Annotated in this window: 12 protein-coding genes; 9 read left to right on the top strand and 3 right to left on the bottom strand. The window is 34.2% G+C overall.

Annotation, left to right across the window (positions count from 1 at the left end):
• Positions 1 to 2 precede the first annotated feature (2 nt).
• Both WC622_RS00110 and dcd read right to left on the bottom strand, forming a co-directional pair.
• Entirely contained in the window at positions 3 to 2,696 is a 2,694-nt protein-coding gene (locus WC622_RS00110; protein ID WP_372816084.1) for a TonB-dependent receptor plug domain-containing protein, read from the bottom strand.
• Positions 2,697 to 2,776: 80 nt separating this feature from the next.
• Positions 2,777 to 3,313 (bottom strand): dCTP deaminase, encoded by a 537-nt coding sequence (gene dcd / locus WC622_RS00115; RefSeq protein ID WP_173271397.1) that lies wholly within the window; start codon positions 3,311 to 3,313, stop codon positions 2,777 to 2,779.
• Positions 3,314 to 3,382: 69 nt separating this feature from the next.
• On the opposite strand from dcd, the gene WC622_RS00120 reads away from it, so the two are divergent.
• From WC622_RS00120 to WC622_RS00130, 3 genes are read left to right on the top strand one after another with little or no spacing between them, the layout of a single operon-like run.
• Positions 3,383 to 4,024 carry a 4'-phosphopantetheinyl transferase superfamily protein gene (locus WC622_RS00120; protein WP_372816086.1) on the top strand — a complete coding sequence of 214 codons (642 nt, stop codon included), beginning with the start codon at positions 3,383 to 3,385 and terminating at the stop codon, positions 4,022 to 4,024.
• 12 nt (positions 4,025 to 4,036) lie between these two features.
• A complete protein-coding gene (gene lipB / locus WC622_RS00125; RefSeq protein ID WP_372816088.1) occupies positions 4,037 to 4,756 on the top strand; it encodes a lipoyl(octanoyl) transferase LipB in 720 nt (239 codons plus the stop codon).
• Positions 4,757 to 4,798: 42 nt separating this feature from the next.
• Complete coding sequence (locus WC622_RS00130) at positions 4,799 to 5,506, top strand: SGNH/GDSL hydrolase family protein (RefSeq protein WP_372816089.1); 708 nt, start codon at positions 4,799 to 4,801, stop codon at positions 5,504 to 5,506.
• Here the strand turns inward: WC622_RS00130 and WC622_RS00135 are convergent, their stop codons facing one another.
• Entirely contained in the window at positions 5,507 to 6,238 is a 732-nt protein-coding gene (locus WC622_RS00135) for an RDD family protein (RefSeq protein ID WP_372816091.1), read from the bottom strand.
• Between the two features lie 91 nt (positions 6,239 to 6,329).
• Here WC622_RS00135 and WC622_RS00140 point away from each other — a divergent pair, with 91 nt between their 5' ends.
• Genes WC622_RS00140 through WC622_RS00165 form a run of 6 tightly spaced genes read left to right on the top strand, consistent with a single transcriptional unit; the run spans position 6,330 to position 12,409 of the window.
• Positions 6,330 to 7,292 carry a stage II sporulation protein M gene (locus WC622_RS00140; RefSeq protein WP_372816092.1) on the top strand — a complete coding sequence of 321 codons (963 nt, stop codon included), beginning with the start codon at positions 6,330 to 6,332 and terminating at the stop codon, positions 7,290 to 7,292.
• Positions 7,279 to 8,160 (top strand): hypothetical protein, encoded by an 882-nt coding sequence (locus WC622_RS00145; protein ID WP_372816094.1) that lies wholly within the window; start codon positions 7,279 to 7,281, stop codon positions 8,158 to 8,160. The genes WC622_RS00140 and WC622_RS00145 overlap by 14 nt, the downstream gene beginning before the upstream one ends.
• A complete protein-coding gene (locus tag WC622_RS00150; protein ID WP_372816095.1) occupies positions 8,161 to 8,898 on the top strand; it encodes a hypothetical protein in 738 nt (245 codons plus the stop codon).
• Entirely contained in the window at positions 8,895 to 10,079 is a 1,185-nt protein-coding gene (locus tag WC622_RS00155) for a DUF4350 domain-containing protein (RefSeq protein ID WP_372816097.1), read from the top strand. Before WC622_RS00150 ends, WC622_RS00155 begins: the two co-directional genes overlap by 4 nt.
• A gap of 2 nt (positions 10,080 to 10,081) precedes the next feature.
• Positions 10,082 to 11,059, top strand: coding sequence for an AAA family ATPase (locus WC622_RS00160; protein WP_372816099.1), 978 nt, complete (start codon positions 10,082 to 10,084; stop codon positions 11,057 to 11,059).
• 3 nt (positions 11,060 to 11,062) lie between these two features.
• Entirely contained in the window at positions 11,063 to 12,409 is a 1,347-nt protein-coding gene (locus WC622_RS00165) for a DUF58 domain-containing protein (RefSeq protein ID WP_372816101.1), read from the top strand.
• Position 12,410 lies beyond the last annotated feature (1 nt).

Genomic DNA, 12,410 nt, shown 5'->3' on the forward strand with positions numbered 1-12,410 from the left:
AATTAATTTACTTGGTAAGTAACGACTTTTCTGGCAAGGTTGCCATCTACATCTATGCCTTCTATTACAATTCTGTAGGTTCCGGCTTGGTCTGTATTAAAATAATTGAGCACTGCTTTTCCTGTTGGATCAGATACTAAATGTGGGTTCCAATACACAGTTGTCCTTAAATCTGGTTTAGGATCTGGAGTTGCATCGTATTTTGGTGAATAGAATTGTCTGATTTGAAAATATCCTTTTGGCGCATAGGTAACTATTCCTGGGGCGTATCTATTGTAATTACTTTCTGTACCTGCACCCCTTTTTGTGGTAATTATGATAACACCACTAGAACCACCGCTACCATAAATTGCAGTATTAGCTATGCTTTTTAACACTTCAACACTTTCTATATCTTGCACAACAATTTCATCCAAATGGAATTCGCTGCCCATGTTCATTCCATCTAAAACTATGCTCATTGCGCCTCCATTCGCACGCATGGAATAAGCTTTGCCATCACGAATGGTTATGCCTGCAACTCGACCTTGTAAATACATGGAGAGTGAGAAAGCAGTTTCTAAATCTTTGGCTGTGGCCACAAAATCTGCTCGGCCAGCGCCATTTAAATTCGATGAATTAGGAGTGGGGTTTTTCTTTTCTACAATGTTAACTGTTTTTAGCGTAATCGTTCTATCGAGTAACCCTCTTTTAGTTTGTTCATCAAAATACTTAGTGCTTTGGGTTAAATAAGGCATTAAGGTTTCGTTCACATTCACTTCAACATCGCCTGTGTTTTTATTTGCAGTAACTATTTGCCCAGGCACCATATCTAAGTCTATTTGTACGTTTTTATTGTTTTTGTCTGTGCGTGCTTGCACCACAAATTTGATATTCTCAGTAAAATCAATTTGATCAAAGTTGAAATGCCCATTGGCATCACTTAAGGTATCAACAGCAAAAAAGCCATTAGAATTAGAGAACAACGAAACTTTTCCTTTAGCTACCGGTTTGCCACCTTTGGTAATTGTGCCACTTATTTTTAGATTTTTTTCTGGCTGATAGGTAATAGCTGGGAACTGGTTGTTGATGATGTTTTTCCAGTTTATTTTTCTCCACCCCTGTGTAAGTAGTAGATTGTCTAATTCGATGCGGGTTTTTAAATCATTATTTAAGAAATAGTGATTTGGTTTTTCTACATAACCAGTTAAATCTGATGTCAACAAAAGACTTGTTAAAATGTTGCTCTCGTTTTCTAGATCTGGCGCAACTGCGGCTGTATTTGTGATGGCTACGGAAAAACTTCCCTGTATTGGTTTTGCATTATTGGTTGTGGTCAGTGTTAAATCTACATTGCCTCTTTTGGCATAATTTGGTTTTAAATTCTGAACGTTTATGTCGATTTTATCGTTACTATTATTTATAAAGGCTAAACGTTCTGCAATTGGCAAATTATCAGCAGAAAAAAGAGTGAGTTGAATAATGCCTGATGGAAATTCGGATTTAGGAACACCAATTGAAATTAACTGTTTTTCTGTTGAGAGTTTAGTTACAAAATACACATTGCCATTATGTTGCCCAACTAATTTAAGCTCTCCTTTATTCATTATATCGGCAGTTAATAACACCTTGATGCTCATTTTGGCACTGTCCGCATTATTCACAGAAAGTACATAACCACTGGCTTGTGGCTTAGGTAAGGTAATAGTTTTTTCAGAGCCATTGGTAAGTTTAACTTTTGCAGTATAGGTTTTTCCTTGCAGCGGATTTAAAATAAAAGTTCCCATACCTAAATAAGCAGTCTCAAACTTTAATACTTCGCTACCTTCATTATCTAAAATTCTGCCGCTTATATTTTCTCCTAAACCATTTGCATTAATTGCTTTGATGGCAACTTTGCTTGGTAACCCTTCTACTAAATTTCCACCTTCTGGGAAAAACTGAACATCAACTTCGGCAGATGTAGTTTTTACGGGTATAACTTTAACAACGGTTTGTTTATCAGTCATTGTAATTGTTGCAGTAATTTTACCCGATTTGTATACATTAGGTTGATTATTAAGGATTTCAACATTAATTTCACCATTTTCATTCGTAGTTGCTTTGCCTTTAGTAATGTTTCTCGAATTTAATTGCACCTCATAACTGACTAAGTTATTTGAATATGGCTTGCCATTTTTATCTGTAAATTGAATAGTACTATTTACTTTTTCTGCATTATTTTCGGTACTATATTGATTGTTAGTTTTGGTGAAAACTTTATTCGCCCAAGAATTCCCAATTTTTATTGTTTTATCAAAAAAGAATTCTGGTCCAGCATTTCTCATCCACTGTGTGTACGCTCTAATTCTGTAATTTCCTTCGTTTAAAGAATCGGTCAGCTTAAAATCTCCCCACGTAATTCCGCTTTGCATTGGCAATTTGATTTGTCTTTTAACGGAATCCTTTTCATTAATTAATTCTACATATAAGATTTTGCTTAGTGTTGAGGGTTCGGAAGTTCGGCTATCGACCACATACGCTTTAAACCAAATGTTATCGCCTACGGCATAATAAGGTTTATCCAAATGGAGATAAACTTTTTCTTGTGGATACTTCTTAGTAAATTCTTCAAGCTTTTTGAGTAATTCGGTAAATGGATCATCATCAGTTATAAAGGCAGAAAAACTGAACACAGAGAGGAGCGCAATGGATAGGATTAGAAGTTTTCGTTTCATTGTGTGAAAATAATAAAGCCTTAAGTTACAAAAACCTAAGGCTTAATTGAAATATTGTAATTAAAAAGTTAGTTGATTAACTAAAATGTGTTTTTCCACATCATGCTTTCTACAGGTTTGGTGGTTTTATTATTGTATTTAGCATCGTTTTTAGTGTTATACATATTTTCTATACTACCATCAACCAAAAAATAAATAAGTTGACCAATTGGCATGCCTGCGTAAATACGAACAGGTTGTGCGCAAGAAATTTCTAAGGTCCAAGTGTTACAAAAACCAACATCACCCTTGCCGGCTGTAGCATGTATGTCTATACCCAAACGACCTGTACTACTTTTACCTTCTAAAAATGGAACATGTGCATGAGTTTCTGTATATTCTAAAGTTACACCTAAGTATAAAGTGCCAGGTTGTAATACAAAACCTTCTTTTGGTATTTCGAAATGATCTATTTTATTGTGTGCTTTGGCATCTAAAACACGATCTTTATAGGTGGCAAGATATTTACCCAAATGCACATCGTAAGAATTGGTGCCGAGACAATTTAAATTAAAAGGTTCTATGATGATGGTACCTTTATCTATTTCTTCGAGTATGCGTTTATCTGAGAGTATCATTTTATGAAGTATTTTGGACTAAATTATGATTAATTTAAGATACTTTTGCATTGATTTTCTAAATAAGAGATGCCAATAGTTTTTAATAAAAAAATTGATGATCAAACCATACTTGCCGTATGGAAAATTGAGGAAACGGAAGAACAGTTACTCTCTGGTTTACAACTTAAACAACATGAGCTAGATGTTATCGCTTCTTTAAGTAATGGGAAAAGAGCGTTGCATTGGCTAAGTACCCGTTTATTGCTGCGAACTATGTTAAACACCGCAGATTATATAGATTGCCGAATGGATGATCATGGCAAACCTTACCTAGTTAATTCTGAAGCTTATATTTCTTTAAGTCATTCGTATGATTATGCTGCGGTTATCATTAGTAAAGAAAAACAAGTTGGTGTTGATATCGAATTGATTAAAATGAAAATCAAAAGCATAAAGCATAAATTTTTATCCGATGTTGAGCTTGCTCAAAAACAAATTGGGGATAATACTAACGGCTTATATGTGGCTTGGTGTGCTAAGGAAGCAATTTATAAATGGCATGGCAAAAAAGGGTTAGAGTTTAAACAACACATACACATTAAACCATTTAAACTGAAAGACGAAGGTTCTTTACAAGCTCTTGTAGAATTGCCGACAGGAACAACGGAACTAACTGTAAACTACTTTAAAACTAAAGATGGCTATATGTTAGGCTATGTTGTTGCTTAATTTTAAACTAAAATGAACAAGAAAGTTAAGTTTATAGATTGGGGTTTAACTGATTATCAAAATGCTTGGACAAAGCAGGAAGAAATATTTGATGAAACTGTTGCTTTAAAAGGGAAAAACAGAGAACTGTGCCAAGGGCATCCCCTTGGGAAAAATCTTACACTTGAAACACCGAATCATCTTGTTTTTTGCGAACACCCACATGTATACACTTTAGGTAAAAGCGGGCATCCAGAAAATTTATTATTGGATGAAGATGGCTTGAAGAATAAACAAGCTACTTATTATAAAATTAATCGCGGGGGCGATATTACTTATCACGGTCCTGGTCAAATTGTGGGTTATCCAATTTTAGATTTAGATAATTTTTTTACGGATATCCATTTATACCTCAGAACACTCGAAGAAGCAGTGATTTTAACGCTTGCAGATTACGGAATTACCGCTGGTCGTTATCCAGGTTATACAGGTGTTTGGCTAGATGCAGATAACGAAAAGGCCCGAAAAATTTGCGCTTTAGGAGTGCGTTGTAGTAGATGGGTAACCATGCATGGCTTCGCATTTAATGTAAATACCGATTTAGATTATTTTAAAAACATTGTTCCGTGTGGGATAGATGATAAAGATGTGACCTCTTTAGAAAGAGAACTGGGCAGAAAATTAAATATAGAAGACGTAAAGGAAAAACTAAAAAACCATATTGCTCAATTATTTAAAATGGAGTTAATTTAACTAATTTAAATCTTCAGCCTAAAAAATTACGTAAATTAAAAGATGAAATTTAGCCTTGGTTTTCTGTCTTTATGTTTATTATTGGCCTGTAATAAAAATGTAGAAAAGGCAATGATACAAACTCCAATTACCACAAATAAATCATCCTTAACTTATCTCGCTCTAGGCGATTCTTATACCATTGGGGAGGCTGTTCCTCAAAAAGAAAGCTTCCCATATCAGGTAAGCTCGATGTTAAATGATCAAGGATTGAAGTTTTCTGCCCCAAAAATTATAGCGAAAACTGGTTGGACAACGGATGAACTGCAAGCTGCTATCAAAGCGGAAAAAATTACTGAAACTTATGATGTGGTTACCTTGCTTATAGGAGTGAACAACCAGTACCGAGGAAATTCTCAAGCTACTTATCGTAAAGAATTTAAGGAATTGCTGCAAACTGCTATCGGCTTTGCTGGCGGAGATAAAAAACATGTTTTTGTAGTTTCAATTCCTGATTGGGGCGTAACTCCTTTTGGAAAAGGAAGTGGTAGAAATACCACTACTATTGCGGAAGAAATTGATGCGTTTAATGCCATTTGTAAAGAAGAAACTTTAGCAATAGCTGTAAGTTATATTGATATTACACCGGGTTCTAGAAATGCAGCAACAGATGCTTCTTTAATAGCTAGTGATGGTTTACATCCTTCTGGTAAAATGTACAGCGAATGGGCGGTAAAAGTTTCGAATTCAGTTGCAGCTACGTTTAAATAACTAAACTGCTCTAGAAGTAAGCTGATTATAATCCATTATTAACGTTTTTAAAAACTCAAGTTCATTCATCCCACTAGGTACTACAATACCCAAATGATTAGAAACTCTAGCTGCCATGTGATAAATTAAATCGTGATTTCGGGTTTTGTAATAAGTATTTAAAACTTCGTGAATGAGTTCTATATCTCGATCGGTCATCTGATTTGCACTAGCAAAAACTGGATTATATTCTTCGGCAACGGGATGAAAAGCAATGTGTTGAAATTGTGTACGCGGAACTGTTTTAATTAACGTAGTGCCTGCAACAATATCACCAATGCGCTGCTTGTTATCTGTAACGGCTACACAAATTAATCCGCCTACCCAAGCTGTTAAAGGGAAATCGACAATTCTAAAAACCCATCGTATAAAATATTGACCAAGACTTGCTTGTGCACCATTCAAGCTGATGACTTTAATTTTTAATATTCTTTTTCCTATGCTCTGTCCATTCATAAAAACCTCACAAAGCAAATCATAAAATACGTAACCAGCACCATAAATAATAAGCATTATGGTGTCAAATAAGCCAGAACCTGAAAGGCCTGTCATGGAAAACACAATCAGAAAAACAAAAAAGACAGCGATAAATAAACCGATATCAATTAACCAACCAGCAACCCGTTCGCCTAAACCCGCAACGGGATAATCAATATCAATATGTTGACTAGTATTTACTTTAACGGTTTCCATGGTCTCAAATATAATAGGGATTTTTATTTTTTATTGACTAATTGAAATTTTGTTTTATTTTAACAGAAATTTAACCGGGGAAATTAATTTTATGAGAGAGGCGCTGTTTGTGAAGCAGAATTCTGATAAATGGAAGAGCTACGAAGTTTTACAAACAGATAACCCCGATGAATTAGCCCATCGTTTCATAGATATTACAAACGATTTAGCTTACTCAAAAACTTTCTACCCAAAATCTCAAACTACCGCATATTTGAATGGCATTGCATCCGTTTTACACCAAGCTATTTATAAAAATAAAAAAGAAGAAAAAGGTCGTTTTGTTCGCTACTGGAAATACGAATTGCCTCTATTGTTTTATCAATATCGTAAGCAAATAATTTACTCGTTTATTTTTTTCATTATCGCCGCTAGTATTGGGGCATTATCTGCAAAGTACGATGATCGTTTTGTTCGTTTAATTATGGGCGAAAGTTATGTGAACATGACAAATGAAAACATTGCAAAGGGAGATCCGTTTGGCGTTTATAAGAAAACAGGAGAACTTCAAATGTTCTTTCAAATTGCTGCAAATAACGTTTGGGTTTCGTTAGTGATGTTTGTAAGCGGCGTACTTTTTTCTATTGGGCCAGTATTTTTTCTATTAAAAAATGGAATAATGCTTGGTGCATTTGAATATTATTTTTTTAGCAAAGGCCTAGGTATACAATCTATTTTAGTGATTTGGATTCATGGAACTTTAGAAATATTAGCAATTATTATTGCTGGCGGCGCTGGATTAGTTCTAGGTCATGGCCTACTTTTTCCAAAAACACATACACGTTTAGTTGCTTTTAAAAACAGTGCTAAAGATGCCACAAAAATAGCTTTAGGCATTATCCCCATCATTTTAATGGCGGCATTTTTCGAAAGCTTTATTACTCGCCACACCGAAATGCCAATTTGGCTAAGCATTAGTATTTTAGCAGGTTCCTTAATTTTTATGATTTGGTATGTAATCATTTATCCAATACAATTATATAAACGCACTCAAACTAATAATGATGAAAGATAAAATAGAATTTAAAAAAATAAGAGAATTTGGAGATATTATAGGAGATACTTTTGTCTTTATTAAACAAAATTTTAAGCCGTTAATGGCAGCGTTCTTCTCGCTAACAGGTATTTTTATTTTAGGAGGGATGTTAAGTTCAATAATGGCTCAATTACAAGTAGTAGATCTAACCGAAAGTGGGGGTTATACTGGTAGTGGTCCTTTCGCAAAAATATATAGCATGGGATTTAGTTATGTGTTGATGATTATTTTCTTGATTTTAAGTTACACCTCCATGTATGTATCCGTTTTAAGTTTCATCGCACTCTATGTAGAAAAAGGAAATTTACCACCAACCGTTGCAGAAGTATGGGCTTATTTTAAATATTACTATTTTAGAATGTTGGGTAGTGGTCTCTTAATGACAATCTTTTTAATGCTTTGTTTTGCATGTTGTCTACTTCCTGGTATTTACGTTTTTCCTGCGGTAACATTATTTTATGCAGTTATGATTTTAGAGAACGGAAACTTCTCCCACGCTTTTGAGCGCTCATTCAAATTATTAAAAGACGAATGGTGGATTACTGCGGCAACTTTATTGGTTATCTATGTTATATTTTACGCTTGCAGTATGATTGTTCAATTACCTGCCATAATTGTTGCAATGGTAGGTGCATTTACACATGCGGAGCAACCGATTACAAGAACTTATGTTTTTATTTCTTCAATATCGCAACAGATAGCCTATATATTTATGGTTATTCCAATCGTTTGTTCAACCCTAATTTATTATAATTTGGTAGAAAGAAAAGAAAGCCTCGGTTTATTAAATAGAATTGATGGATTGGGTCAAAATTCAAATCAAGCCGAAACTCCAGAAGAATATTAAATGCGCTTACTGCTGGTTTTCTTTATCTTTTTTATCTGGACAGGTACTGGACAAGCAACAGCTGTACAAACACCAGTTGCTAAGCCTGTAGTTAAAAAAGGTATTGTTTTAAAATCAGATAGTAGTGCAATAGATCTCCGAAAATTTGATGAAATAGCTATTAAAAAATATAGTCAACAAAAAGAATTTATTTACGATGATGTTGCGCCACAAAGTTTAAGCTTATGGGATCGTTTTTGGAGATGGGTTTGGCGCTTAATTAATAAAGTTTTTAGTGGAGGGATTACTGGTAGCATTATAAAATACATTTTAATAGCCGTTGTAATTGCTATTGTTGTGTTTGTGGTTATTAAATTAATAGGCATAGATTATAAATTCCTAGCGGGAAAATCTAAAACAGTTGCTGTGCCATTTGAAGAAAGTTTAGAAAATATCCATGAAATTGATTTTGATGAGCAAATTGATTTTGCATTACAAAATGGAAATTATCGCCTTGCGGTACGACTTTTATATTTAAAAACATTAAAACAATTGAGCGATAAACAACTCATCAATTGGCAGCCGGAAAAAACAAATCAGGCTTATGTTTTAGAGCTTGAAAATGAAAACTACAAGCAAGAATTTAATACACTCACTAACCAATTCGAATACATCTGGTACGGCGAATTTTTTATAGATAAACACAGTTTCGAGCCAATTAATCAATCCTTTTTACAGTTTGATCAAAAAATGATATGAACAGCGGATTGAGAAGATATTTGATAATTGGTAGCATTTTAATAGTGGGTTATTTGGTAGCACAATATTTTAAGCCAAAACCAACTAATTGGGCACCCACTTATCTTTCTGAGGATAAAATTCCATTTGGAACTTACATTTTACGCCAAAGAATTAACGATATTTTACCAAATACTACCATAAAAACAGTTCAATCTGCCGTTTATAATAACCTAAAGGAAAGTCCAAAAGGAAAATCAAATTATTTTATTATAGCTTCAAACTTAAAAGTAGATAAACTCGATTACCGAGAAATGGTAAAGTATATGCAAAATGGAAACAATATTTTTATTGCTGCTTTCCAAATTCAAGGTATTTTATTAGACAGCTTAAAACTGCAAATTACATCCGATTTCAACTTTCAAAACAAACGTAAATATCCTATCAACTTTGTTAATTCCTCCTTAAAAAGAGATTTGGATTATTATTTTGATAAAGGAATAAGCGGCCAATATTTTTCAAAAGCAGATACAGTAAAAGCTATTGTTTTAGGCAAAAAGCAAGATGAATTTGCAAATTTCATTCAATATAAATTTGGTAAAGGCTCTTTATTTATTCTGCCAAATCCACAATTATTAACCAATTATAGTTTGCTAAGAGAAGATGGTTTGGATTATGCAGCTAAAGCACTTTCTTATTTGCCGAAGGCCGAAACTTTAATTTGGGATGAGCATTTTACCCGACCTGATAAACAGGATGGATCTGTTTTAAGAGTACTTTTTAAATACGATGAATTAAGATGGGCTTATTACATTGCGCTGCTTAGTTTAGTGGTGTTCATTTTATTTGAAATTAAACGAAGACAGCGAATAATTCCAGTAATAGAAAGATTAAAAAATACATCTGTAGAATTTGCTGAAGTAGTTGGGCGAGTGTATTATCAGCAGCGTAATAATAGAGATATTGCAGAGAAAAAAGTAAGCTATTTGTTAGAATACATCCGCACTAAATACCGTCTAAAGACTTTGGATTTAGATCAAGAATTTAAAGCGTCGCTGATTAAAATTTCCAGTGTATCGGCAGATATAATCGATGAGCTTTTAGAAGAAATAACATATCTTAAAGCGGGGCAAATGGTGAAAGACCAACAGCTAATCCATCTAAATAAATTAATTGAACAATTTTATAAACAAGACCAATAAATATGGAACAGGAAATGTTTAATCAACGAACCGATTTAAGCCAATTAAGTGCTGCAGTAGATCAAATTAGGCAATCTTTAGGCCAGGTAATTATTGGTCAAAAAGATACGATAGATCTTTTAATTGCGGGTTTATTGGCAGATGGGCATCTTTTATTGGAGGGTGTGCCTGGTGTAGCAAAAACCTTAAGCGCTAAATTGGTAGCCAAGTGTATTTCGGCAACATTTTCTAGAATACAATTCACACCAGATTTAATGCCATCTGATGTACTAGGAACAGCAGTATTTAGTCCAAAAACAGCAGAATTTCAATTTAGACAAGGGCCTATTTTCGGCAATATCATTTTGGTAGATGAAATTAATCGTGCGCCTGCAAAAACCCAATCTGCGTTATTCGAAGCGATGGAAGAACGCCAAATCACAGTGGACGGAAACACTTATAAATTGGAGGAACCTTTTATGGTTTTGGCAACTCAAAATCCAATAGAACAAGAAGGAACATATCGCTTGCCAGAAGCACAATTAGACCGTTTCTTATTTAAGATCGAAGTTAAATATCCTTCGTTAGCAGAAGAAATAGAAATATTAACTAGCCAACATCAACAAAGAACAGAAGATCAATTAAAAGAAATTAAATCTGTTTTATCTGTTGAACAAATTATAGCGTTAAGAGCAACTATCAAATCGTTGTTTGTTGAACCTAAGTTATTAGCCTACGTTGCGCAAATTACGCATGAAACCCGCCATAGTAAATCAGTGTATTTAGGCGCATCACCAAGAGCATCTTTAGCTATGGTAAATGGAGCAAAAGCTATTGCTGCAATGGCTGGTCGTGATTTTGTAACGCCAGATGATATTGTAAAAGTAGCTGCACCAGTGTTAGCACATCGCATTATGCTCAGCCCAGAAAAGGAAATGGAAGGGTTAACTACTGCTGATGTGGTTGCGCAAATTATTAAAAAGATAGAAGTGCCGAGATAGTAAATGAAGAACCTGTTCAGAAAATATTACACAGACCTATTTTTAAGTAAACGATTATTCATCGCTCTTGGCGTATGCGTAACTCTGTTTTTATTTTCCTTCTTCATCCCATTTTTGGGAGATTTACCTTACATCCTTTTTGGTGTATTAATGATTCTAGTTGTACTGGATATTTTTTTATTGTTCAGAAATGAAAGAGGTGTTTTCCTTCGAAGAGATGTGCCTGAACGATTAAGTAATGGAGATGATAACGAACTTAAAATTTACCTCGAAAACTTTTATCCTTTTCAAATTAGTGTAGGAATTATCGATGAAATTCCATTTCAATTCCAAAAACGTGATTTATGGTTTACGGCTAATTTATCATCGCGAGAGCAAAAAATAATCACCTATACTTTGCGACCCACTAAACGTGGTGAATATCATTTTGGATTGACACGATTATATGTGCAATCGCCTTTGGCATTAATAAGCCGCCGATTTAATATTGGAGCTGATAAGATTGTGCCTGTTTATCCCTCGTTTTTAAAGTTGAGGCAATACGAATTAATGGCTGTTTCAAATCGTTTAACTGATATCGGCATAAAGAAGATGAGGCGAATTGGTCATAGTATGGAATTTGATCAGGTTAAAAGTTATGTTGCTGGCGATGATTATAGAACAGTAAACTGGAAGGCAACAGCCCGTAAAGGCGATTTAATGGTCAACTCTTTTACCGATGAAAAAGCACAACATATTTATTGTGTAATTGATAAATCAAGAGCAATGAAAATGCCTTTCGAAGGTTTAAGTTTACTCGATTATGCCATTAACGCCAGCTTGATTTTAAGTAGCGTAGCTTTAGTAAAACAAGATAAAGCAGGACTGATTACCATTGCTGAAAAAACAGGAAGTTTAGTGCCAGCCGATCGTCGACCAACGCAGCTCAACAAAATTATGGAGGTGCTGTATAAAGAGAAAACTCGTTATCTAGAAACGGATATGGAAGCTTTATATATCAGTGTTAGAGCAGTTTTGAAACAGCGAAGTTTGGTGGTGTTCTTTACCAATTTCGAAAGCATGTCGGCATTAGAAAGGCAATTGCCCTTTTTAAAGCGCATTGCTAAATTTCATTTGTTATTGGTGGTGTTTTTTGAGAATACCACATTAAAATCTTTAAGTGAAGAACCTGCACAAGATATAGAAGGTATTTACATTAAAACTATTGCAGAGAAATTTGCTTTCGAAAAGAAATTAATGGTTAAGGAATTAGCCAAACATGGTATTTTAAGTTTGCTAACTCCACCTCAAAAATTAACTGTTAATGTGGTAAATAGATATTTAGCAATCAAGGCAAAACAACAAATCTAGT

Source organism: Pedobacter sp., from assembly GCF_041662865.1.
Lineage (GTDB): Bacteria > Bacteroidota > Bacteroidia > Sphingobacteriales > Sphingobacteriaceae > Pedobacter.

Excerpts from the sequence above, each read along its gene's own strand:
- WC622_RS00110 (WP_372816084.1), bottom strand. The coding sequence starts at position 2,696 with ATGAAACGAAAACTTCTAATCCTATCCATTGCGCTCCTCTCTGTGTTC.
- dcd (WP_173271397.1), bottom strand. The coding sequence starts at position 3,313 with ATGATACTCTCAGATAAACGCATACTCGAAGAAATAGATAAAGGTACC.
- WC622_RS00120 (WP_372816086.1), top strand. The coding sequence starts at position 3,383 with ATGCCAATAGTTTTTAATAAAAAAATTGATGATCAAACCATACTTGCC.
- lipB (WP_372816088.1), top strand. The coding sequence starts at position 4,037 with ATGAACAAGAAAGTTAAGTTTATAGATTGGGGTTTAACTGATTATCAA.
- WC622_RS00130 (WP_372816089.1), top strand. The coding sequence starts at position 4,799 with ATGAAATTTAGCCTTGGTTTTCTGTCTTTATGTTTATTATTGGCCTGT.
- WC622_RS00135 (WP_372816091.1), bottom strand. The coding sequence starts at position 6,238 with ATGGAAACCGTTAAAGTAAATACTAGTCAACATATTGATATTGATTAT.
- WC622_RS00140 (WP_372816092.1), top strand. The coding sequence starts at position 6,330 with ATGAGAGAGGCGCTGTTTGTGAAGCAGAATTCTGATAAATGGAAGAGC.
- WC622_RS00145 (WP_372816094.1), top strand. The coding sequence starts at position 7,279 with ATGATGAAAGATAAAATAGAATTTAAAAAAATAAGAGAATTTGGAGAT.
- WC622_RS00150 (WP_372816095.1), top strand. The coding sequence starts at position 8,161 with ATGCGCTTACTGCTGGTTTTCTTTATCTTTTTTATCTGGACAGGTACT.
- WC622_RS00155 (WP_372816097.1), top strand. The coding sequence starts at position 8,895 with ATGAACAGCGGATTGAGAAGATATTTGATAATTGGTAGCATTTTAATA.
- WC622_RS00160 (WP_372816099.1), top strand. The coding sequence starts at position 10,082 with ATGGAACAGGAAATGTTTAATCAACGAACCGATTTAAGCCAATTAAGT.
- WC622_RS00165 (WP_372816101.1), top strand. The coding sequence starts at position 11,063 with ATGAAGAACCTGTTCAGAAAATATTACACAGACCTATTTTTAAGTAAA.